The organism is Sorangium sp. So ce834 (assembly GCF_051521425.1).
Taxonomy (GTDB): Bacteria; Myxococcota_A; Polyangia; order Polyangiales; family Polyangiaceae; genus Sorangium; species Sorangium cellulosum_D.
In genome coordinates, this window is the sequence record NZ_CP150351.1 from 4,113,726 (window position 1) to 4,136,430 (window position 22,705).

A 22,705-nucleotide genomic window follows, 5' to 3' on the forward strand; every position below is an offset into this window, starting at 1 on the left:
GGGGGACGGGCTACTTCTTCATCTCGGCGAGCGTGGCCTTGAACTGCGCGACGTTCTCCTTGTTGATCACGTCGACGCCGGTGTCGATCACCTTGTTCGGGGGGATGGCGGCGATGGCCGCGTCGCCCTTGGTCGCGAGGTCGTGGAGCCACTTGCTCCCCAGGTAACCGAACTGGAACGGCTTCTGCACGACGGCGCAGGCGACGGTGCCGTTCTCGATGCCGGCGAGCGTCGCGTCCTCCTCATCGAACACGGCCGGGAGGACCTTGCCCTTCTTCCCGAGCGCATCGACGGCGGCGGCGATGGCCGGCCCATTGTACGACCAGAGGCCGATCGCGACGTTGAGGTCCGGGTGGGCGTTGATGATGTCCTCCACGTTCGCGCGCGCCTTGGCGAGATCGGTGTTGTCCTCGCGCTTGTCGATGAGCTGGATGCCGTGCTGAGTGACCACGTCCTGAATGCCCTTGAGGCGCTGGGCCGCGTTGTCGACCGCGAACATGCCGACGAAGGCGGCCATCTTCCCGCCGTTCGGCAAGAGCTTCACGATCTCGTTGCCGAGCACCTTGCCGGCCTCGTAGTTGTTCGTGCCGATGTAGAGCAGCCGGTTCGACTTCGGGGCGTCGGAGTCGAACGTGATCAGCTTGACCTTCTCCGCGACCTTGTTGAGCACGGTCACCTGATCGTCCGGCGCCAGGACGCTCACGCCGACGGCGTCGTAGCCCTGGCTGGCGAGGCTCTCGAGGATCTGGTTCTGCTCCGTGGGCGTGCTGTTCTGCGGCACCTTGATGTCGACTTGGATTTTGGCCTCTCGCTCGTATTTGTGGACGCCGGCGAACGCGATCTTCCAGAAGTCGCTGGACCCGTTCGTCACGAACGCGAGCTTGACGACCTCGGTCGTAGCCCCTTTGCCGGTGCCTTTGCTGCTGACCTCCTCCCCAACGCCCTGATCGCAGCCTGCGATCGACGCCATCGACAGCATGGCGAACGCTGCGCACGCGAGCTTCCAGAGATCCTTCTGATGATTCATGGCCGTTCTCCTCGGTTCGTCCGCGCCAAGCGTTCGATACGACGTCGCTGATCCGCGACATCGGTGATGCCCCGGAACGATGCTAGCGACTCACATCGACGATGTCGCGACTCGTATGAACGACCCAGGCCGATCCTCGAGGCGACGCGCCGGGCCACCTGTTCCGGCATGGCGCGGGGGTGTGCGTGCCCACCAGCTCTGGAAAACAAGTGAGGCGAGGCACATGGGATGTGCGGTGCGAATCTCCTGATTGTGGGGTTGCTGCTGAGGATGTGTCCGCACGGCGGCTACGTGGTGCGCGCGAGGCGCACCGAGGGCTGGATCGGGAGCGCGCGGAGAGGCGGTGAATCGGGCCGTGTTGCGCTGCCGGCCCTAACCCCCGAGCGGGGTGTCGAGCGCCTGCCGGCGCGACAGCGTCCGCAGCTTGCTCAGGGCGTTCTCCTCGATCTGCCGCACCCGCTCCCGGCTCACCGAGAACATGCCCCCGATCTCGGCGAGCGTGTGCGTCTGCTCGCCGTCGAGGCCGAACCGGAGCCGCAGCACCTCGCGCTCGCGCGGGGTCAGCGACTGGAGCAGCGAGCGCACCTGCGTGTGCAGCCGCCGGTGGACCAGGAGCTCGTCCGGCGCCGCGTCCTCGCTCGCGAAGAAGTCGCCCGCGCGCGCGCCGTCGTCGTCCCCGGCCGGCGCGTCCAGGTACACGAGCGGCAGCGCCATCTCCCGCAGCGTCTGGATCTTCTCCATCGGCAGCCCGCTCCGCTCGGCCACCTCCTCCGGCGCCGCCTCGCGCGCGTGCTCCTGCTCGAGCTCCTTGCGCGCCTGCAGCGCCCGGCGCCGGGTCTCGGCGAAGTGGACCGGCACCTTGATGACCTGGCCCTGGTAGAGCAGCGCGCGCGAGAGCGCCTGCTTGATCCACCAGGTGGCGTACGTGCTGAACCGGTACCCGCGCCGGTAGTCGAACTTCTCCGCCGCGCGCATCAGCCCGAGGTTGCCCTCCTGGATCAGGTCGAGCAGCGGCACGCCGCGGTGCCTCAGCTGCCGGGCGGCCGACGCCACCAGGCGCAGGTTCGCGCGGACGATCTCGGCCCGCGCTCCCGCCGCCGCGCGGCGGGCGTCGCGCATCGCCGAGAGCGTCCCCTCGATGGCCGCCCGCGCGGGCCCGTCGGCCGCGGCCGCGGCCTCGCGCAGCGCGCGCTCGATCCGCTCCTCCACCGCGGGGGCCAGGCGCGCGTCGGTGAGCCCGGCCGAGAGCTCGGCCCGGGCCCTGCGCGACGCGGCCTCGCCGGCCTCGGCCACGGATCGCGCGCGCCCGAGCAGCCGCGCGAGCCGCGCCGACGCCGCGTCGCGCAGCTCCTCGTCCGCGTCCGCGTTCAGCAGCAGCTCGCCCGCGGTGACCCGCCCCGCCCGGAGGTCGTCCGCGAGCGCCGCGAGCTCGCGCAGCGCGACGGGCGACGCCGCCCAGGCCTCGATCCCCGCGCGCTCCGCCGACTCGATCCGCCGGCCGAGCTCCACCTCGAGATCCCGGCTGAGCGGCGCGTTGCGCGAGATCTCCTGCAGGTAGATCTCGGTCACGTCCTCGCCCGGCGGCGCGGCTCGCTCGCCGGAAGGCGCGTCCCACGGAGACGGCGAGGCCGCGCCGAGCCCGGCGTCGAGCTGCACCTCGTCGCGAGCGTCCCTCTCTTCCCTCATTGTCGTTCCGGTCTCGCCCGCCAGGAGCGAGCTCATGGGCTTCTCCTTCATCTCGATCGCTCCACCATGGGGCCGTGCCGCGGTGGTCCACCCGGCCGCGCGCCGGAGCGCGAAGCCCTGGAGGGCAATCCCCAGGAGGAACCACGAGCCGACGCCGGCCGTGCCACGGCAGAGCAAAGGGGCTCCGCCGGTCCCTGCACCGTAATCATTGGTTGCGCTCAGGAAAGGGCCCAGCGTGCGGAGATGGGGGATGGGCGCGCGTCAGCGCGCAACGCGGCGCCTGAGGCCCCCGGTCCGCCGCCGGACGCCGCCGCGCCCCGGCCGCGCGCCCGCGGCGCCTCACAGGAGCACGGCCAGGGGGAGCACGGCGGGGCGGCGCGAGGCCTCGCGCCGGAACACCCGCCGCACGCCGCGGCTGAGCGCGTCCTCCAGCGCCGGCGCCAGCGTGCGCGCCGCCGGCGACAGCGCCGCGAGCGCGTCGCGCGCGCTCTCGAGCGCGGCCACGAACAGCGGGCCGCCCTCCTCGAAGTGCGCCACCCCGCGCCCCAGGAGCTCGGGGCCGCGCAGGACCTCGCCCGTCTTGCGGTCGGCCACGACCAGCACCATCACGAGGCCCTGATCCGAGATCTGCTCGCGCTCGCGCAGCACGATCTCGGAGACGTCGAGCCCGCCGCGCGCGTCGAGCCACACGCGCCCGGTCTTCACCGCGTCCCCGAGCCGCATCCGGCCGTCCTCGACGACCAGCGACTCGCCGTCCTCGACCACGAAGACCCCCGACGCCGGCACGCCCATCCGGAGCGCCGTGCGCGCGTGGGCGAGCAGCATCCGGTACTCGCCGTGGATGGGGACGAAGTGCTCCGGCCGGACCGCGTCGAGGAGCACCTTCTGCTCCTCCGCCTGGGCGTGGCCGCTCGCATGGATCGGGTCGAGGCCGCGATCGAGCACCACGGCGCCGCGCCTCGCCAGGCGGTTGGCGAGCTGGCTGACGGCGATCTCGTTGCCGGGGATGGCGCGGGACGAGAAGATCACCGTGTCGCCCGGGTCGACCCGCAGCCGGTGGTGATCGCCGACGGCCATGCGCGCGAGCGCGCTGTTCGGCTCGCCCTGCGCGCCCGAGGCGAGCACGATGAGGCGCGCGGGCGGGAGCGTGGCCGCGGTGGCGTCGTCGACGAGCACGCCGGGGGGGATGGTCAGGATGCCGATCTCCTGGGCGATCCGCGTGTTTGTCGCGAGGCTGCGCCCGGCGAGCACGACCTTGCGGCCGAGCTGGGCGGCGAGGTCGAGGACGCTCTGGACCCGGTGGACGTTGGAGGCGAACAGCGCGACGAGGATGCGGCCCTTGGCCTCGCGAAACGGCCGGAGGAACCCCTCGGCCACCGCCGTCTCGCTCACCGACCAGCCGTCGCGCTCCGAGTTGGTGGAGTCGGACAGGAGGGCCGCCACGCCGGCGCGGCCGTACTCGGCGAAGCGGCCGAGATCGAGCCGCTCGCCGCCCACGGGGGTGAGATCGATCTTGTAATCGCCGGTGTGGATGAGGATGCCCTCGCCCGTCTCGATCGCGTAGCCGACCGCGTCGGGGATGGAGTGGGTCACGCGCAGGGGCTCGGCGCGGAACGGGCCCGCCGTGAAGTGCTGCTGGGGCTCGACCTCGCGGAGCGGCACGTCGATGCCGTGCTCGAGGAGGCGCTCGCGCACGAGCCGGAGGGTGAAGCGCGTCCCGTACACGGGGACCGGGAACTCGCGCAGCAGCGACGGCAGCCCGCCGATGTGATCCTCGTGGCCGTGCGTCACGATCACCGCGTCGACCCCGCCCGCCTCGCGCACGTAGCTGAGGTCGGGGATCGCCACCTCGACGCCGAGCACCTGGTCGTTGGGGAACATGACGCCGCAGTCGACGAGCACGCGGCGGCCATCCTCCTCGATCAGCATCGCGTTCATCCCGACCTCGCCGAGGCCGCCGAGAGGAATGATCCGGACTCCCATGGGCGCGCAGCCTAGCACCGCTGATCCCGGGAGAGCCGGCTCGTCTGCTGACGTGGTGTGTGCGCCTGTGCTCCGGTCTGCGGATTGCCTCTCCCGCGTCACGGGAGGTATCCATGGCACAATCCAACGTCTCTCTGGGCGCGGACGACCTGCCGGCGACCCGCCTGCCGCCGGACGACCGGCCCGCCGCAGAGCTCGAACGACCCGGCCTGATCGCGCGGGAGACGCGGCAGAAGGCGACGATTCCCTCGAGGCCGCTCCTCGGCGTCCTGCCCCTCGCGCGCGTCGTCCCCCAGGACGTCCACTCCGTCATCGATTACTCGAATGGCATCATCGTCGCCCTCGCCGGCCTGTCCGCGCGCAAGCCGTCGGCGCGGATCGCCGGCGTGATCCTCGGCGCGTCGGTCGTGTCCGTCTCCCTGCTCACCGACTATCGCCTGAGCCTGGCGAAGCTGATTCCGATAGAGGTGCACGAGGCCATCGACCACGCGTGGGGCGCGTCCGCGATCGCGGCGCCGTTCGTGCTCGGCTACGCGAAGCGCTCGCCGCTCGCCGCGCTCATCCACGCCGCCACGGGCGCGGCGACCATCCTCGGATCGCTGCTCACCGACTACCGCGCGGTGAAGGGCGTCGGCCGCCGGGCGCGGATCGCGTAGCCGCGCGCGCGCCGGCCGGCCGGCAACGCGCCTTCCGAGGCGCTCACTCGCCCCGCGCCGAGACCCACCGTTCTCCGGCCCACCCACGCTCCGCGAGCTGCGGTATCGCGCCGATCGGACTCGCGATCACCGCACCACAGCGCACATCGCCCGCCTCGCCGCAGCGAGCTTAAGCGCTTGCCATGGGCGTTCGGCCCATGCAACCATCGACAAACCATGCGCAAGACCAGGATCGAGGATCTGCCCTTCACACTGGTTGAGCTGATGTACGAGACCGCGGATACCGTCATCTACCGCGCGAAGCGGGACGCCGACGGTACCCCGGTGACGATCAAGGTGCTGAAGGGTGAGCGCCCCGGCCAGCGGCATGTCGCGCAGCTCCGACACGAGCTCGAGATCTCGCGTCACCTCAACATCGATAGCGTCGTTCGCGCCCATCGGCTGGAGAGCATCCCGGGCGGGGCGGCGCTCGTGATGGAGTACTTCCCGGGGGTGCCGCTTGACAAGCTCGCCCGCTCGGCGCCGCTCGACCTCAAGGCCAAGCTGCGTATCGCCTCGTCGCTGGCCGGCACGCTGGCGGCGGTGCACGGCAAGCACGTCATCCACAAGGACGTCAAGCCGCAGAACATCCTGGTCAACCCGGAGACGTGGCAGGTCAAGCTGACGGACCTCGGCAGCTCGACGCGGCTCTCGGAGGAGACGCTGGCCGCGGAGCGCCCGGACCTGCTCGAGGGGACGCTGGCCTACATGTCGCCGGAGCAGACCGGCCGAATGAACCGCGTCATCGACTACCGGACTGACCTCTACTCGCTGGGAGTGACGCTGTACGAGCTCTTCGCCGGGGTGCTCCCCTTCCAGGCGGCGGAGCCGGTCGACCTCATGCACAGCCACATCGCGCGGGTCGCGACGCCGCTGTGCGAGCGCTCGCCGGAGATCCCGAGGGCGGTGTCCGACATCGTGCAGAAGCTGATGTCCAAGGTCGCCGAGGAGCGGTACCAGAGCGGGACCGGCCTCAAGGCCGATCTGGACGCGTGCCTCTCGGCGCTCGAGGCGACCGGCCGCATCGAGCCGTTCGAGCTCGGATCGCGCGATGTCTCGAGCGAGCTCAGGCTGCCGCAGAAGCTCTACGGGCGCGACGCGCAGATGGCCGAGCTGCTCGCGGCCTTCGAGCGGGCGCGCGGGGGCCGGTGCGAGCTCCTGCTCATCGCGGGCGGCGCCGGGATCGGGAAATCGGCGCTCGTGAACGAGCTCCAGAAGGAGGTCGCGCAGCGGCGCGGGCACTTCATCGAGGGGAAGTTCGATCAGCTGAGCCGGAACATGCCGCACGCGCCCGTGGCGGGCGCGCTGCGCCAGCGCGTCCGACAGCTCCTGACCGAGCCGGCCGAGTCGCTCGAGCAGTGGAAGGACAAGCTCCTCGCGGCGGTGGGGAAGAACGCGCGGATCCTCGTGGAGCTCATCCCGGAGCTCGAGCTCATCATCGGGCCGCAGCCCGCGGTGGCCGAGCTCGGGCCGAACGAGGCGCAGAACCGCTTCAACCTGGTGTTCCAGGACTTCTTGCGCGTCATCACGTCGGCGGAGCACCCGGTGGTGCTCTTCCTCGACGATCTCCAGTGGGCCGACCCGGCCTCGCTGAAGCTGTTGCACGTCGTTTTGACCGATCCGGGCGGGGCCTACCTGCTCATCATCGGCGCCTACCGCGACCAGGAGGCGATCGCGGGACAGCCGCTCATGATCTGGCTCGGCGAGCTCAAGGCCGCGGGCGTCCCGCGGCGCGAGCTCCTGCTCCCGCCGCTCTCGCTCGCGGACGTGCAGAGGCTCGTCGCGGACGCGCTGAGCGCGCGCCCGGAGCAGGTGCAGGCGCTCGCGGAGGTGCTGTATGCGACGAGCAAGGGCAATCCGTTCTTCCTGAGCCAGCTGCTCAAGGAGCTCCATGCGGCGGGGCTCGTGTCCTTCGACCCGGGCGCCGGGCGGTGGACGTGGGACCTCGAGGCGATCCGGCAGCGCTGGGGCGCCGTGAACGTGCACGATCTGCTCATCGACAAGATGCAGCGCCTCTCGCCGGCGACGCAGCTCGTGCTCCAGCTCGCCGCGTGCATCGGCCACCAGTTCGATCTGAAGACGCTGGCGACCGTGCGCGAGATGCCGCCGGCGGACGTCGCGGCCGATCTCTGGGAGGCGCTGCGCGAGGGGATCGTGCTGCCGCTCGACTCCGATTACCGGCTGCTGCACGCGCCGGGCGGCGCGCCGGCGGAGCTGCCGCTCTCGGTGCGGTACCGGTTCCTGCACGACCGGGGGCAGCAGGCGGCCTACAGCCTGATCGAGGACGCGCGCAAGCAGGAGGTGCACCTCCGGATCGGCCGCCTCATGCGGGCGCAGCTGAGCGAGGAGTCGCGCGACGAGGATCTGTTCAAGGTCGCGAGCCACTGCAACATCGGCGCGGCGCTGATCGAGGACCGGGCGGAGCAGCTGGAGCTCGCGCGGCTCAACCTCACCGTGGGGAAGCGCGCCAAGGCGTCCATGGCGCACGCGGCGGCGTCCGAGCACTTCAGGACGGGGCTGTCGCTGCTCGGGCCGCGGGGGTGGGAGGAGGACTACGCGCTCTGCTTCGCGCTGCACCGGGAGCGGGCGGAGTCCGAGTGGCTGAGCGGCAACGAGAAGCAGGCGGAGGCCTCGATCCGCGAGCTCCTCGCGCACGCGCGCTCGCGCCTCGAGCGCGCGGAGGTCTATAACCTCCGGATCCTCGTGCACACGATGCGCGGGGAGTTCGAGGACGTGCTGCGGGTCGGCCGCGAGGGCGTGGCGCTCTTCGGGATCGAGCTGCCGGAGCCGCTCGAGGCGATCCAGGCGGCGTTCGGGGCCGCGCTCGCGGAGGTGCCGGTCCACCTGGCCGGCCGCCGGATCGAGGAGCTCGCGGACGCGCCGTGGGTCGGCGACGAGGAGCAGCTGGCCGCGCTGCGGCTCCTGGCGGCGATGATCCCGGGGGCGTACACGCTGAACCCGGCGCTGCTCGCGCTCATCGCGGCCACCCAGGTCAACCTCTCGCTGAGGTACGGCAACTCGCCCGCGGCGGCGTGCGCGTACGGCATCTACTGCCTGCTGCTCGCGGGCGGGATGGGGCGGCCTGAGGAGGCGCGGCAGTTCCAGGGCGTCTCGCTGGCGCTCTGCGAGCGGCCCGCGGGGGTGGAGCTCCAGTGCAAGGCGTACGTCGTGTGCGGCGCGCCGTCCCACCTCTTCGAGCCGGTCCGCGCCTCGGTCGCGTGCCTCGCCAAGGCGTACGAGGCCGGGCTGAGCTCGGGCGACTTCAGCTTCGGCGCGTACGCCTGCCTGAACATCGTGACGATCCAGCTCTGCTCGGGCCACGAGCTCGGCGCGCTCCGCGAGGATCTGACCGGGTTCTTGCGGTTCCTGCAGCGGACGCAGGATCCGCTCGGCACGCCGGTCCTCGTCGTCGCGCAGCAGATGATCGCGTGCCTGGAGGGCAGGACGACCGGGCTGAGGAGCCTGAGCGACGGCGCGTTCGACGAGGGCGCGTTCCTCGCGGGGCTCGCGCCCGCGCAGGAGCTGCCGCGGTGCTGGTACTTCGTGAACATGCTCGTGCTCGCGGTGCTGTACGGCGACGCCGAGGGCGCGCTCCTGATGGCGGCGCGCGCCGAGAAGCACAGCGGGAGCGCGATGGGCCTGTTCCTCGCGAACGACATCCCCTTCTACCTGAGCCTCGCGCTGCTCGCGCTGTGCGCGACGGCGACGGCGGAGGAGCGGGAGCGGCACCTCGCGGCCGTCGCGGAGCACCGGGCGAAGATCGCGGGCTGGGCGCGGCACGCGCCGGAGAACTACGCGCACAAGGAGCGGCTGATCGGGGCGGAGGTGGCGCGCGTCCTCGGCGAGGACGCGGAGGCGGCGGAGCTCTACGATCAGGCGATCGAGGGGGCGCGGCAGAGCCAGTTCACGCACCAGGAGGCGCTCGCGCACGAGCTGTGCGCGCGGTTCTACCTGCAGCGGGGGCGGGAGCGGATCGCGCGGTGGCACATGGTCGACGCGTACCGGGCGTACCTCCGGTGGGGGGCGGTCGCGAAGGCGGAGCACCTCGCGAAGGAGCACGAGCAGCTGCTCGATCCGGCGTCGCTCGGCGAGGCGCAGCCGCCCCGGGTGGTCGGCACGACGGTGACGCGCCGGGGGAGCACCGAGTCGTTCGACGTCGCGACGGTCGTGAAGGCCATGCAGGCGGTCGCGGGCGAGAACGTGCTCGACCGGCTGCTCGACCGGCTGATGCGGAGCGTGGTCGCGAACGCGGGGGCGCAGCGGGGCGCGCTGATCCTCGAGCGCGACGGGAAGCTCGCGATCGTGGCGTCGATGCGCGTCGATCCCGACGTGGTGGAGACGGGGCTGTCGATCCCGGCGCTCGACGGCAGGGAGGTCCCGACGAGCGTCGTCCAGCTCGTCGCGAGGACGCGGGAGCCGGTGGTGGTGAACGACGCGCGGCACGACAGCCGCTTCGCGGCGGACCCGTACGTCGCGGAGCGGAGGCCGCGCTCGATCCTGTGCCTCTCGATGACGCACCAGGGGCGCTCGGCGGGGCTCCTGTACCTGGAGAACAACGTGGTGCAGCGGGCGTTCACGCCCGGCAGGGTCGAGGTCTGCGGGCTCCTCGCCTCGCAGGCGGCCATCGCGCTGGAGAACGCGCTGCTCATCGCGAGCATCCGCGCGGGCACCGAGGCGCTGCAGCGCTCGAACGAGCAGCTGCAGCGGGAGCTCGAGCTGCGCGCCGCGTCCGAGGCGGAGCGGGCGCTCTTGCAGCAGGAGATGATGCGCCGGCAGACGCCGATCATCCCCATCACGGACGACGTGCTGGTCATGCCGATCGTCGGGGCGATGGACGGGGATCGCGCGCAGCAGGTGCTCGAGACGGCGCTGACCGGGTTCCATTCGAGGCAGGCCAAGGTGGTGATCCTGGACATCACCGGCGTGGCGCAGGTCGACGCCACGGTGGCGGACGCGCTGATCAAGACGGCCAAGGCGCTGCAGCTCCTCGGGGCGAAGACGGTGCTCTCGGGGGTGCGGCCCGAGGTGGCGCGCGCGCTGGTGGAGCAGAACGTCTTCCTGGGGTCGATCGTGACGATGGGGACGCTGCAGAGCAGCATCGCGTATGCGCTGGGCCCGAACGGGCTGGCCGGCTCGTCCGGGCGCCGGCCAGGGGCGTCGCGGCAGGCGTGATCACGCGGCGTCGCCGCGCGCGCTCCGCCTAGGTGGTGCGGGCGGCGCCGCCGCGCGCGCACGCGGCGCGCGCGGCGGCGTCGGGGAGGGTCAGGGCGTGCTGTTCGGATCGGCGGGGTCGCTGCCGGCGTCGCGCTCGTCCCCGTCGAGGAAGCCGTCGCTGTCGCGATCGATGCCGGCGCGCGCGCCCGAGCCGGGCGGCATGCACGTGTACGTCAGATCGTGGTGCGTCTGGGTGGACAGCAGGCGGAGCACCGCGTCGCTGATGGGCGGGAGGACTTGCCGGTCGGCGAGGAAGTGGCCGTTGCCCACGTAGAGGAACCCGACCTCGTGCAGGAATCCCTGGGTCTTCGCGACGAGATCGCACTCCCCGACGTCGGCGCGATCCATGAGCAGGTCGATGCGCGGCCCGGCCACCGCGCTGTTGTTGTGCGTGAGCGTCACCTGCTGGCCGACGATCGGCGCCATGTTGCTCTCGATGGCGAGCACGTAGGCCTCGAGCTGCCTGCGCAGCACGTCGCCCGCCGGCGTGAAGGGGAGGGCATCGGGGTTGTTCGGGAACTGGTCGGAGAACCCGATCGCGGAGAAGAACCGGTACATCGTGTCGACGGTGCCGTTGTTCAGGATGCCGAACCCGCGGATCTGGTCTCCCACGTGCTGGTTGTCGCGCGACAGGAAGACGAACGGGATATCCGCGAGGCCGAAGGCGCCGACCTTGGTGTACACGTTGCGGAGCTGCGGTATCTTGAAGAGCTGCGTCTGGAAGTCGAAGACGGAGGCGCCGCTCGTCCCGAAGAAGCCGGGGAAGTCGTCGCCCGGGTTGGCGTCCGGGTCGACCACGTGGCAGCCGCCGCAGCTCGCGATCGAGTTGACCACGGGGCCGTTGTAGAACTCCTTCCCTGCCTGCTGATCGGGCGTGAGCGAGTTGTCCAGGTTCCTGATCGGGTTGGGCGGGTAGGTGACCTGGAGCATGAAGTCGGTGAAGGCCTCCATGTCCTCGGGGGGGAGGGGCCCGCTGCGCCCGAGCAGGTCGGCGAACGCGACCTGGAACTGCCGGAAGGCTTCCCGCTCGTCGAACGCCCCGTCGTCCGGCTGCGCCGACGGCTCGAGATTGCCCCCGGTGCGGTCGCCGCGCCAGTGCATCGGCCCGTGGTTGGCGAGGCCCCGCAGGCTCTGCGTCATCATCGGCCCCTTCATCGGGTGGAAGATCGGGTCCGTGATCTCCTGGTTGAAGATGACGTCGTAGAGGCCGAACGGGAAGGGGCCCGGGTCCGGCACGACGGGGGCGTCGGGGTTGCCGAGGTTCCAGGCCAGGTCGTCGAGATCGCCGAAGACGTGGCAGCTCGCGCAGGCCGAGTCGCCGTGGCTCGACGTGAGCGAGGCGTCATAGAGGAAGCGGCGGCCGTTGACGATGCTGGCCGGCTCGGGGTTGTACATCGGGACGTGTCCCACCTCGGTCTTCGTTGTGGTGTTGATGATCGAGATGGAGTTGTCGAAGCGCGTCAGCACGTAGAGGCGATTCCTGTTCTCGTCGAGCACGAGGCCGGTCGGCCCGCCGCCGCTCACCGGGATCTGGTTCGCGGTGCTCGGCACGAACGTGTCGTTCTCGAGCGCGGCGGTGCTGAAGACGCCGATCTTGCTCGACCCGAGCGCGGCGACGTACAGCGTCGCGCCGTTGCGGGTCACGGCCATCTCCTGCGGGAACGCGAGGCTCTTCGCGTTCTCGGCGTTGGGGACCGGGGCGCAGCAGGTGCTGTAGTCGATGTGCTTGTTGAGGTGCCGCGGCGCGACGCTCCCCGGGCTGAGGACGGTGATCCGGCTCTCGTGCAGGTGGCCGCGCGTGGTCTCGCCGGCGAAGAGGCCGGGCCCCTCGAAGTTCTGCTGGCTGAAGGCCTCGGTGTTCGCGACGTAGACCTTCCCGTTCACCGGGTTGACGGCCATGTTGAAGAGGATCGTCCCGACCCCGGAGAAGAAGCCCTGCGCTCCGCTGATCCACGCCGGGGGGTTCGCCATGGCGTCGATGACGAAGACGTCCTTGTCGGGCAGCGAAAACCTCATCTGGTCGTCCCAGAGATTGCCCCGCTCGTCGTACCAGTGTCCGCCGTCGTATTTCACGATGACGGCGACCTCCGGCGCCGGCACGCCTTCGAAGTTGGTGCTGGGCCCCGGCGCGCCGTTCGGCCCGAAGCCGTCGGGGACCAGCGCCTCGTTGACGGTGGCGGTGCGGTTGCCGGAGTGGAACGCCGCCGCGTACACGCGGGTGCCGTCCGGGGTCACGGCGAGGGCGCGCGGCGTGTCGCTGAAGAGGGTGATGATGTTGAGCGGATTACCCCCGAGCGACTGGCCGAGCTGGTTTGCGTTGAAGACCCACACGTCGGCGCGGCCGACGCCGGGCGTCGTGAACTGAGGGTCGTAGGGGACGTTCTGGCCGCGGTGGGCCGTCGTGATGAAGGCGCGGTTTCGCCCCGGACCGGCGAACACGATGTCGCGCGGCTCGTCGCCCACGAGCAGCGTGCGCACGACGCGCCCGGTCTGCCCGCCGAGGCCCAGCTGGACGACGCTCACGCTGTCCGACAGGTGGTTGACGACCCAGACCTCGTTATTGCTGCGGGCGGCGACGGCCACCGGCTCCAGGCCGACCGATATCGACGTGCGGTGCTCCAGGCCACCGCTGCCGATGCGGAACACCTCGAGGCGGTTGTCCGGCGTGTTGACGGCGAAGAGCAGCTTCCCGTCGGGTGAGATGGCCAGCGGGCGGACCTGGCCGCTCTCGAAGGCGGTGAACGACGGCGCGGCGAGCGCCGGGGCCCCGGAGAGCGATACTGCAGTCAGGGATGCGACGAGAGCGCCTAGCGTCGCCCACCGTGAACCGGGCAATCGAGTCATGGATGCCTCCGTGGTGTCGAGTGGCTCCCCAGCCACAACGACAATCCAAGACTGTAAGACAAGATCAAATGATTGTTCAAGCATGCAAAGAAGCTCGGCGCGATTTTCTGCAAATGCGCGTGCTCTCGTGCTTTCGTGCTTTCGTGCTCTCGTGCTCTCGCGCTCTCGTGCTCTCGCAGATCTTGCGTATCTGTCGCTGATGTAGGCCTCGACAGCGGCGGCGCGCGGTGCGGCGCGGCGCCGCGGCTGGACGTGTGTGCGACGCGGGAGGCGAGGCGGCGTGATCGCTCGTCTGCGTGAGTTACTTGAGTTGCGCGAGCTACGTGAGTCGCGCTCAGCGCCGGTGGACCGCGTCGCGTCGCCGGCGCCGGCGGGGATCGCGGCATCGGCGGAGCGGGGGGGCGGGCTCGGCTGTGATGGAGAGCACGAATTGCGCGCGCGGGTCGCGCTCCGAACGGCGGTGCGCGCAGGAGGGGATTGGATCCAGCGCGAGGACGCTGTAGGCTGGAGGGCTCGTATCGACCACCGGGCCAGCTGTGGCTGCATGACCGAGGGAGGCGATCTGGCGGGCATGGCGCGCCGGTCGAGGGATGAAGACGCTATGAGGAGCTTGCGCGTGGACCCTCTCGTCACCGACAGCTTCGGGATCGAGCCGGCCCTGAGGGACGACACCCTCAGCGTCAAGCTCACCGGGAGGGGGGACATGGCGGCGGCCGCGCCGCTCAGCAGGTACGTCAAGGCCCTGGAGGGCGAGGTGGCGCGCCTCTCGGTGAGCACGCTCGAGCTCGACGTGCGCGGGCTGTGCTTCATGAGCTCGAGCTGCCTCAAGGCGTTCGTCAGCCTCATCTGCAGCCTCGTCGGTCACGGCATGAAATGCAGGATACGGTTCGTGACGGACGCGCAGCTCGCGTGGCAGCGCCGGAGCCTCAGGCCCCTGGATCGCATGTGCCCGGAGCTCGTCTCGATCGCCGACGCATGAGCCGAGGGCCCGAGGCCATGACGAGGAAGCGCCGGACGATCGCGTTTTTGGTCGACAATGTCGTCGGCGACTATCAGTCGGAGCTGCGCGCCGGGGTCGAGCGCGCGGCCGAGGCGCACGACGTCAACCTCCTGACGGCGTTCGGCGACCCGTCGAGCGCCCTCCGGCCGGACGAGGCGGACCGGAGCACCTTCTATCACCTCATCGGTCCGGACACGGCCGACGGCGTCATCGTCGCCTCGTCGACGCTCTCCGGTTACGGCGGCGTCGACGTCATGCGGGCGTTCTGCCGGTCCTTCGCGCCGCTGCCGGTGTGCAGCATCGGGACGGCGATCGATGGAGTCCCGAGCCTCATGGTCGACAACGCCCTCGGGAGCGAGATCTCGGTCGCGCACCTGGCCGACGAGCACGGGCGCCGGCGCATCGCGTATATCGGCGGGCCGTCGAGCAGCGAGGAGGCGCAGCTGCGCGCCGGCGGGTACCGGAGGGCGCTCGCGGCGCGGGCGCTCCCTTGCGACGAGCGCCTCGTGGCGGTCGGCGCGTTCACGATACCGACCGGGCGCGAGGCGATGCGCGAGATCCTGGCGCGCGGGGCCGAGTTCGACGCCGTGGTGGCCGCCAACGACAAGATGGCGCTCGCGGCGATCGAGGTGCTCAAGGCGGAGGGGCTCCGCATCCCCGAGGACGTCCTCGTGTGCGGCTTCGATGACGTCGGCATTGCCCGCTTCACGAAGCCGTCGCTCACCACGGTGCATCAGCCGATCAAGCGCCTCGGGGGGATGGCGGTGAGCACGATCCTCCGCCTGATCGGCGGCGAGGCCGTCCCGGCGCTGGAGCTCGCGGAGGTCGAGCTCACGCAGCGCGAGTCCTGCGGCTGCGGCTACCGCGCGGGCGACACGATCCTCCCGCCGTCGCCGCCCGTGCAGGGCTATCCGCGCCCGGTCTCCGACCAGCGGGCGCCTCTGGAGAGCGCGCTCAGGAGGAGCGTGGCGATCCCGATCGGCGCCCTCGACGGCTGGGCGGGCGACCTGCTGACCGCGCTGGAGGAGGAGCTCGCGGGCGACCGGGGCCGCTTCCTGCGCGCGCTCCAGGCGCTCCTCGACGAGGCGAGGCGCGAGGGCGTGCTCCTCGACCAGTTCCAGGCCGTGATCTCCCTTTTGCGCGAGCGGGTTCGGCCGGCCCCCGCGGGCGGCGACGCGGCGGCCCTGGAGCCGCTCTGGCACGCCGCGCGGCTCCTGATCGGGAGCGAGTCCGTGCACGTCGAGGGCGAGCAGCGGCTCCGCGTGGAGCTCGCCGCGATCGACGTGATCTACGGCGCGCGGGGGTTCGCCGCGTGCTTGAGCCTACCTGTCCTCAAGGGCCTGCTGGCGTCGGAGCTGCCGCGGATGCAGCTCTCGCACGTGGCGGTGTCGCTCTACGACGACGCCCAGCGCGCCTCGCTGCGGCCGCTGTTCCTGATGGATCATGGCCGCGAGGTCGAGGCGCCGCCCCTGAGCTTCCCGGCGCGCCGCCTCGCGCCGCCGGGGTTCCTCGGCGGCGCGGAGCGCAGCAGCATGGTCGTGCTCCCGGTCGCGTTCGGCGACGTGGAGACGTTCGGCGTCGCGGTGCTCGACAGCCGCGCCAGCGCCATGAGCTACGACGTGCTGCGGGTCCAGCTCGGCTCCGCGGTCAAGGCCGCGGCGCTGCACCGGGAGGTCGTGCGCGAGGTGGAGCTGCGCGAGCGCCTGGAGCAGGAGCGAGTGCGCCAGGAGAGCCATGTCGCGGCGCGCATCCAGACCGCGCTGGTGCCGAAGCAGCTCTCGATCGAGGGGCTCGAGCTCTGCGCGGCCATGCAGCCGGCGGCCGAGGTCGGCGGTGACTACTACGACGTGCTCGCGACCCCCGGAGGCGGTTGGCTCGGGATCGGCGACGTGGCCGGGCACGGGCTCGCGGCGGGCCTCATCATGCTGATGATCCAGAGCATGGTGTCGGCGCTGACGTCCAACGACCCGAGCGCGAGCCCGGCGAGGGTCGTCGTCGCGCTCAACAAGGCGGTTTACAAGAACGTCCGCGGCCGGCTGGACCGCGACGAGCACGCGACGCTCCTCTTGCTCCGTTACGAGCGCAGCGGGCGCGTGACGTTCGCCGGCGCGCACGACGACATGATCGTGTGTTCGGCGCGCACCCGACGCTGTACGTGCATCGCGAGCTCCGGGGTCTGGATCGGCGCGCTGCCCGAGATCGGGGCGATGACACGGGACGCGGAGCTCTTCCTGGAGGACGGGGACGTGCTCGTGCTCTACAGCGACGGCGTGACCGAGGCGCGCAACGCGCAGCACGAGCAGTTCGGGCTGGAGCGGCTGTGCGCCATCATCGAGGCTGTCCAGACGGCGCCCGTCGAGGTGATCCGCGACCGGATCCTCGAGGCGGTCGAGGGCTGGTGCCCGAGCCCGGACGACGACATCACGATCGTCGTGGCGAGGTATCGCGCGCCCGAGTAGCGCGCCCGAGGCCAGCGAGCGCCCGAGGCCATCGAGGTCCACGTCCCGGGCTCAACGCGACGTGGGCGAGGAAGCCGCCCAGGAGCGCGTTGATGGCCGGGATGCCGACAGGGACGAGGTGTCCCGCCGCCACCCCGCCTGCCCAGGCGAGGAGCGGGCGAAGGCTCGGGGGTTCCACCTGCGGGGGAAGCGAGCCGGCGGACCGGGTGCGCTCGAGCGCCGCGCGATGCCGGCGGACAACGTAGTAGTCGGCGATCATGATGCCGGCGACGGGCGGGAAGGTGACCCCGAGCAGCGTGAGGAATCCGATGAGGTGCTCCAGGATCCCGGCGATCGAGAGCGCCGTCCCTGCGGCGCCGGCCGCGAGCGTCATCGCGCCCCGCCCGACGTGGCGGCCCACCGTCTGATGGATCGTGTTCACCAGGCCGAGGGAAGCCGAGTACAGGTTCCAGTCGTTGATCTTCAACGTGCCCGTCACGAGGATCGCCGCTCCGGCGACCCCGACCTCCGTCGTCACGATGTGGACGACATTCGCGCTCTGGACGGCGTGCGCCAGGAGCACGCCGGTGAGCCCGATCGTGTACTCGCCGAGGGTCACCCCGACGAGGGTCTGCTTGGCCACGTCGGCCGCCGAACGGTTGTAGCGGGTCATGTCCGGGGTGATGACCGCACCCACGATGAACCCGCCGGCCACCAGGGTCGCGCCGGCCGCGACGCTCATGGGCTCTCCTTTCGGGGGCATCGCTACGAGATCGGCCAGCTCGTGCCGAGCGAGGGCGTTCCGGATGGCCCAGGCGCTCAGGGCCAGGAAGAGGGGAACCGTGATGTACGAGGTCCAGGCCATTGAGCGGAACCCGTAGATCACGATCAGCGTGACGGCGGCGCCGGTGATGATGCAATAAGCCCACAGCGGCAGGCCCGCGCCGGCGAGCGCCGCGAGGCCCTCGGCGAAGATGGCGTTCTGGACACCGAACCACCCGACCAGGCTCACCGCCGTGCACAGTCCGAACAGGGAGGAGCCGTGACGCTCCAGGCCGGCCCACTGGGCGAGGACATACGTGGACAGGCCCTCTCGCTGGCCGGCGACTCCGGTGAGCACCGCGGTGATCTCCAGGAGGACGACACCCAGCGTCAGCGCCCAGAAGGCGTTCCAGAAGGTCATGTGAAAACCGAGCGTGGCGCCGAGGAGGAGCTGAGATAGCGCGGAGAGCTCGCCGAACCGCTGGACGGCCACGCTCCACCACGGGTAGCGCTCGGCCTCGGGCACCCGGGCCAGGGGGAAGTCGTCGCGCCCGATCGAGGCCCGGGCCGCGGCCCCGCGGCCGTGGCGCTGGCTCCCGCGCGGAGCCTCGCGCCCGTCGCGCGCGCTCACGGCGCGCTCTCCTCGATGGGAACGAAGTCGAGATCGATGCCGAAGGCGCGCGGCCCGAAGACCTCCAGCGCCTCGGGCGCGCGCAGGATCGGCGGCGCGGCGACGCCCACGACCTTCACCTGCTGCCCGTAGCGCAGCGCCTCCGTGGTGATCGGCTCCGCGGTCTCGCGATCCAGGATGCACAGGAGATCGGGCACGCTGCACAGGACGCGCGTCCCGGCGCGGGCGACCAGGTTCTCGTTCTGGATCAGCACGTCCAGCGTCTCCCCGGATCCCTCGGTGTCCCGGAGCCGCGCCCAGCCCCTGGCGAAGCCCTCGGTGGTGCGGCGGTAGACCTCGATCACCTTGCCGGTCCAGAGGACGCGGGCGTGACGGTAGGGTGTGTCGCGGAGGGTGCCGACGAGGCGATCGAACGGATCGCGGTGCTGCTCGTTCGCCTCACGGATCGCCCTCCCGATCGCGAGACAGACGCTCAGGGTGCCAGCGATGGCCGTTCGCCGCGCCGTCCGCCCATCCATGGGATACTCGGCGATGTGCGCGCAGCCTCCCATGCGGATCGTGACGCCGCGGGCGATCCACTCCTTGCGGAAGTCGTCGCACGCCGTCAGGATCACCGTATCGCCGTGCTCGTCCGTGATGGCCATCGGCGTCCCGGGGACGCCGTGGACATGAAACGTATCCTGGTAGAGGTTGGGAAAGGCCCGGCCCATCCCGTCCGCGTCGACGACAGGCAGCCCGAGCTGCGCTCCCACGATGAGCGGGACGGTCGCGTTCATCCCGCCTGCCTCGACGGGCATGGTGCACGTCGCCTGGACGCCGAGGAACGCCTCCAGCCGGCGCAGCGAGAGCGCGCTCTCGTCGCCTCTGGGTATCTTCTCGACGAGGCAGGTCGGCGCCCCCATCATCGCCGTGGGGATCACGCGATCTCCGTCGGACACCTCTCCGAGGGGGACGATCTCCACGCGGCGCCCTTCCGCCATCACGCGCTCGAGCATCAGCCGGCCGATGTAGGGATCTCCGCCGCCGCCCGTGCCGAGGAAGGCGGCGCCGAGGGACAGGTCGCGCAGGTCCTTGCGCTCGAGCACGAGCCCCATGCCGGCCTCCTCACGCGCTCCGGAGATCGCCGATCGCCTTGACCCGGATCCGGGTCGCGCTCGACGGCAGGTAGGCGAGCGGCACCTCCTCGACGTCGACGAGCTGGACGCTGGCCGGGTCGGCGCCGGCGGCGGAGGCCCTCGCGATCGCCTCCGCCTGCGCCTCGGCCAGTGCGTCTTCCCGGGAGACGCGTTCCAGGCTGACGATCCGGTCCACCTCGCCGGACACCTGCGCGATGGCGGCGCCGACCGCGTTGGCGACCTCGGCGTGCTGAGGCCTGATGATCTCGGAGGTCCCCTGGAGCGGCCCGCGAATCAGCGAGGCGCCGCCGCCCACGAGGACCACCGGCATGCCTCCCGCCGCCGGCTTGGCCCGGTCGACGGCGGCCTCGACCATCTCGTGGATCCGCTCGGCCGCGCGCGCGACGAGCTCGCCTGGCAAATGCGCGACCCTCGCGCGGTCGCCGATCGCGGCGAACCCCGCGGCCACGGCGATGTCGGTGGCTGTCAACGTGTCGCCGCCGAACACCAGCGCTCGGCGAGCCAGCTCGTGGCCGACGCTCCGCGGCCCGATCCGGAGAGGGCCGTCGAGCACGCGAGTGCCTCCGCCGAGCCCGATGGAGCGCACATCGGGCATGCGGAGGTTGCAGCGCACGCCGGCCACCTTTCGCGTCATCGACGCCTCGCGCGGGAGCCCGCGGCGCAGCGCGCCCACGTCGGTGGTGGTGCCGCCGATATCGACCACGATCGCGTCCGTGAGGCCCGTGAGGAACGCGGCGCCGCGCATCGAGTTCGTGGGACCGGAGCACAGGGCGCTCACCGGAGAATGCTCCGCTCGGTCGGCGCTCATCAGGGTGCCGTCGTTCTGGGCGAGGTAGAGCGGCGCCGAGACGCCGGCCTGCGCCAGCGACTCACGGAGCGCGCGGATGGTCGTCTTCGCCAGATCCTTGAGACATGCGTTCAGGATCGACGCGTTCTCGCGCTCGAGGAGGCCCATCCGGCCGATCTCGTGCGACAGGCTGAGCGACGCGTCCGGCAGCACCTCGCGCAGGATCGCCGCGGCTTCGAGCTCGGCCTCGGGGTTGACCGGTGAGAAGACGCTCGTGATCGCGACGGAGCGGACGCCCCTTCGGCCGATCTCCCGGGCGACGCGGCGCAGCTCGTCGGCGTCGACGGACGACAGCCTGCGACCGTCGAACTCGTGGCCTCCGTGGACGAGAAAGCCGTGGTCGCCGAGCTCGCTCCGCAGATCGAGAGGCCAGTCCACCATGGGCGGCAGGGCCGCGGTCGCCGGCAGCCCGAGCCGCACCGCCGCGACCTCCTGCAGCCGGCGGCGCTCGACGAGCGCGTTCGTGAAGTGGGTGGTGCCGACCATGACGCCGTGGATCTGGCCGACCGGTACCCGCGCTCGCGCCAGCAGGCGCGTCACGGCGTCGAGGACACCGCAGCTCACCTCGGTCGTGGTCGGCACCTTGACCTTCGCCACGACCTCGCTGCCGTCCATCATGACAGCGTCGGTGTTGGTTCCGCCGACGTCGATGCCCATGCGCATGAGCGGTCACCTCCGCAGGACGCCGTGAGGCTCATCCCTCCTCGGAGGGGAGGGCCCTGGCTGCTGGCTCATGCGCAGGGTCGAGGCCGTAATCGCGCCTGGCCTGCTCCTCGGTGATGTAGCCGCAGCGCAGATCCTCGAGCACGCGCTCGCGGCTCCGCCGCGCCGGATCGCCGTACCCGCCGCCGGTGCCCGTGTGCAGCCGGCAGAGCTCACCCCGCTTGAGGAGGTGGCGGGCGCATTTGCCCAGCGCGGTCCGACTGCCGTCCTCGTGCACGAGCTCCAGGTAGTTGGGCGAGCCCTGCTGGCCGCCGTTCAGGCCCCATGGCGGGAATCGATGCCGACCGAAGGTCGCGGTCACCTTGGCCCACGCCGACGTGATGCGGTAGTCGCGCACTAGGCCTCGCCCGCCGCGCCGCTCGCCGGCCCCGCCGTCCACGATATCCAGCGCATACTGCTCGACGCGGAGCCCGTAGCGGGCCTCGCAGATCTCGACGGGGATCATGTAGGTCTCTCCGTCGCCGGCGCAGACGAGGCCGTTCTCGCCGTCCTTGTCCGCGCCGGCCCCCCAGCCGCCCGCCTGCGGCTCGACGAGGAGGTAGGGGGTGCCGTCGTCGGGGTGAATGCCATGGATGATCGTCCCGCAGACGGAGAGGAAGTGTCCGGCGGTCAGGCGGCGCGGGGCGAGGTGCGCCAGGGCTTTCCAGACGAGATCCGTCGCGTACTGCATGGTCTCCCAGTAGGTGGAGACCGGGGCCGGCCTGTCGGCCGTGAAGATCGTCCCCGGAGGGCACACGACCCGGACGAGCCGGAATACGCCTTCATTGGTCGGGAGCAGCGGATCGGTGATCGCCTTCCAGGCCTGGCGTACCGCGGAATGCAGGCCGGTGCGGCCGCAGTTGATCGGCCCCGGCACCTGCGCGCTCGTCCCTGTGAAGTCGCAGAGGAAGCTGTCGTCGATCGTCACCTTCACCCGCACCTCGAACGGCCCGTTCCCGACGCCGTCGTCGTCGATGAAGTCGGTCGCCTCGTACGTCCCGCGGGGGAGCCTCTCCAGCTCCAGGCGAGCCCTGCGCTCTCCCTCGCCGAGGAGCTCCTGCATGGCGTGGAGGACGGTCCCCTCGCCGAACTTGCGGAGGATACGGTGCAGCGCGCGCTCGCCCACGCGCAGCGCGCCCACGCAGGCGTACAGGTCGCCGAGCGTCGCGTCGGGCGTGCGCACGTTGGCCCGGATGAGCTCGAGGAGCCCCTCGTCGGGCCTGCCGGCATTGAAGAGCTTGATGCCAGGAAACTGGAGCCCCTCCTGGAACACATCGGTCGCGTCCGTGGTCCAGGAGCCCGGATCCTTGCCGCCCACCTCGGTCCAATGCGCCTTGTCCACGGCGAACGCGACGAGCTCGCCCTCGTGGAAGATCGGCATGATCAGCGCGACGTCGGAGAGGTGCGTGCCGCCGCCCACGTAGGGATCGTTCAGGAGGACGACATCGCCGCTGGCCAGGCGCTCTTTCCCGAACTTGTCGAGGACGTGGGCCACGCCGAAGCTCAGCGCGCCGATGAAGTCGGCGACCCCGTTGCCCTGGGTGAGGAGGTCTCCGCGCGCATCCGTGAGCCCGGCGGCATAGTCGAGGACCTCGTAGATGATGGGGCTCATGGCGGCCCGCTGCAGCGCGTGGAACATCTCGTCGCCCGCAGCGATGAGCTCGTTCTTGATGATCTCGAGCGTGAAGGGATCGATCCTCGTTCTCGTGCTCATGACAAATCCGTCGGCTGAGGGGTCGA

The 22,705-nt window shown here is 71.2% G+C and carries 12 protein-coding genes; 4 read left to right on the forward strand and 8 right to left on the reverse strand.

All coding sequences use genetic code 11. From position 1 onward, the window contains the following. Window positions 1-10 precede the first annotated feature (10 nt). From WMF20_RS15045 to WMF20_RS15055, 3 genes are all read right to left on the reverse strand, one after another. The gene (locus WMF20_RS15045; protein WP_437614244.1) at window positions 11-1,027 is read right to left on the reverse strand and encodes a sugar-binding protein; all 1,017 of its coding nucleotides are present in this window, start codon (window positions 1,025-1,027) and stop codon (window positions 11-13) included. Window positions 1,028-1,399: 372 nt separating this feature from the next. Beyond that, window positions 1,400-2,749, reverse strand: coding sequence for an RNA polymerase sigma factor RpoD/SigA (locus WMF20_RS15050; RefSeq protein ID WP_437614246.1), 1,350 nt, complete (start codon window positions 2,747-2,749; stop codon window positions 1,400-1,402). A gap of 303 nt (window positions 2,750-3,052) precedes the next feature. After that, window positions 3,053-4,696: a ribonuclease J gene (locus WMF20_RS15055; protein ID WP_129574997.1), complete on the reverse strand. Its 1,644-nt coding sequence runs from the start codon at window positions 4,694-4,696 to the stop codon at window positions 3,053-3,055. 113 nt (window positions 4,697-4,809) lie between these two features. On the opposite strand from WMF20_RS15055, the gene WMF20_RS15060 reads away from it, so the two are divergent. Continuing rightward, window positions 4,810-5,352, forward strand: a complete 543-nt coding sequence (locus tag WMF20_RS15060; RefSeq protein ID WP_437614248.1) for an SPW repeat domain-containing protein — start codon at window positions 4,810-4,812, stop codon at window positions 5,350-5,352. A 216-nt stretch (window positions 5,353-5,568) separates the two neighbouring features. Then, on the forward strand, window positions 5,569-10,563 hold the full coding sequence (locus tag WMF20_RS15065) for an AAA family ATPase (protein WP_437614250.1): 4,995 nt from the start codon (window positions 5,569-5,571) through the stop codon (window positions 10,561-10,563). Window positions 10,564-10,653: 90 nt separating this feature from the next. Here the strand turns inward: WMF20_RS15065 and WMF20_RS15070 are convergent, their stop codons facing one another. Beyond that, a complete protein-coding gene (locus WMF20_RS15070) occupies window positions 10,654-13,449 on the reverse strand; it encodes a beta-propeller fold lactonase family protein (RefSeq protein ID WP_437614252.1) in 2,796 nt (931 codons plus the stop codon). 601 nt (window positions 13,450-14,050) lie between these two features. Here WMF20_RS15070 and WMF20_RS15075 point away from each other — a divergent pair. Both WMF20_RS15075 and WMF20_RS15080 read left to right on the forward strand, forming a co-directional pair. Continuing rightward, window positions 14,051-14,428: a hypothetical protein gene (locus tag WMF20_RS15075; protein ID WP_129575000.1), complete on the forward strand. Its 378-nt coding sequence runs from the start codon at window positions 14,051-14,053 to the stop codon at window positions 14,426-14,428. Between the two features lie 17 nt (window positions 14,429-14,445). Next, window positions 14,446-16,908 carry a SpoIIE family protein phosphatase gene (locus tag WMF20_RS15080; protein ID WP_437614254.1) on the forward strand — a complete coding sequence of 821 codons (2,463 nt, stop codon included), beginning with the start codon at window positions 14,446-14,448 and terminating at the stop codon, window positions 16,906-16,908. Here WMF20_RS15080 and WMF20_RS15085 read toward each other — a convergent pair. The 4 genes from WMF20_RS15085 to WMF20_RS15100 all read right to left on the reverse strand — a co-directional run bounded on the left by WMF20_RS15085 (window position 16,871) and on the right by WMF20_RS15100 (window position 22,679). Next, a complete protein-coding gene (locus WMF20_RS15085; RefSeq protein WP_437617124.1) occupies window positions 16,871-18,205 on the reverse strand; it encodes a purine-cytosine permease family protein in 1,335 nt (444 codons plus the stop codon). The genes WMF20_RS15080 and WMF20_RS15085 overlap by 38 nt on opposite strands. 71 nt (window positions 18,206-18,276) lie before the next feature. Next, complete coding sequence (locus WMF20_RS15090; RefSeq protein ID WP_129575003.1) at window positions 18,277-19,374, reverse strand: DUF917 domain-containing protein; 1,098 nt, start codon at window positions 19,372-19,374, stop codon at window positions 18,277-18,279. A gap of 10 nt (window positions 19,375-19,384) precedes the next feature. After that, window positions 19,385-20,926: a hydantoinase/oxoprolinase N-terminal domain-containing protein gene (locus WMF20_RS15095; RefSeq protein WP_437614256.1), complete on the reverse strand. Its 1,542-nt coding sequence runs from the start codon at window positions 20,924-20,926 to the stop codon at window positions 19,385-19,387. 31 nt (window positions 20,927-20,957) lie between these two features. Further along, window positions 20,958-22,679: a hydantoinase B/oxoprolinase family protein gene (locus WMF20_RS15100; protein WP_129575005.1), complete on the reverse strand. Its 1,722-nt coding sequence runs from the start codon at window positions 22,677-22,679 to the stop codon at window positions 20,958-20,960. Window positions 22,680-22,705 lie beyond the last annotated feature (26 nt).

What these genes read in the sequence shown, in the direction of transcription:
- WMF20_RS15050 (WP_437614246.1), bottom strand. Translation starts at nt 2,749, where the DNA reads ATGAGCTCGCTCCTGGCGGGCGAGACCGGAACGACAATGAGGGAAGAG.
- WMF20_RS15065 (WP_437614250.1), top strand. Translation starts at nt 5,569, where the DNA reads ATGCGCAAGACCAGGATCGAGGATCTGCCCTTCACACTGGTTGAGCTG.
- WMF20_RS15060 (WP_437614248.1), top strand. Translation starts at nt 4,810, where the DNA reads ATGGCACAATCCAACGTCTCTCTGGGCGCGGACGACCTGCCGGCGACC.
- WMF20_RS15075 (WP_129575000.1), top strand. Translation starts at nt 14,051, where the DNA reads ATGAGGAGCTTGCGCGTGGACCCTCTCGTCACCGACAGCTTCGGGATC.
- WMF20_RS15045 (WP_437614244.1), bottom strand. Translation starts at nt 1,027, where the DNA reads ATGAATCATCAGAAGGATCTCTGGAAGCTCGCGTGCGCAGCGTTCGCC.
- WMF20_RS15090 (WP_129575003.1), bottom strand. Translation starts at nt 19,374, where the DNA reads ATGGGGCTCGTGCTCGAGCGCAAGGACCTGCGCGACCTGTCCCTCGGC.
- WMF20_RS15070 (WP_437614252.1), bottom strand. Translation starts at nt 13,449, where the DNA reads ATGACTCGATTGCCCGGTTCACGGTGGGCGACGCTAGGCGCTCTCGTC.
- WMF20_RS15095 (WP_437614256.1), bottom strand. Translation starts at nt 20,926, where the DNA reads ATGCGCATGGGCATCGACGTCGGCGGAACCAACACCGACGCTGTCATG.
- WMF20_RS15080 (WP_437614254.1), top strand. Translation starts at nt 14,446, where the DNA reads ATGACGAGGAAGCGCCGGACGATCGCGTTTTTGGTCGACAATGTCGTC.
- WMF20_RS15100 (WP_129575005.1), bottom strand. Translation starts at nt 22,679, where the DNA reads ATGAGCACGAGAACGAGGATCGATCCCTTCACGCTCGAGATCATCAAG.
- WMF20_RS15055 (WP_129574997.1), bottom strand. Translation starts at nt 4,696, where the DNA reads ATGGGAGTCCGGATCATTCCTCTCGGCGGCCTCGGCGAGGTCGGGATG.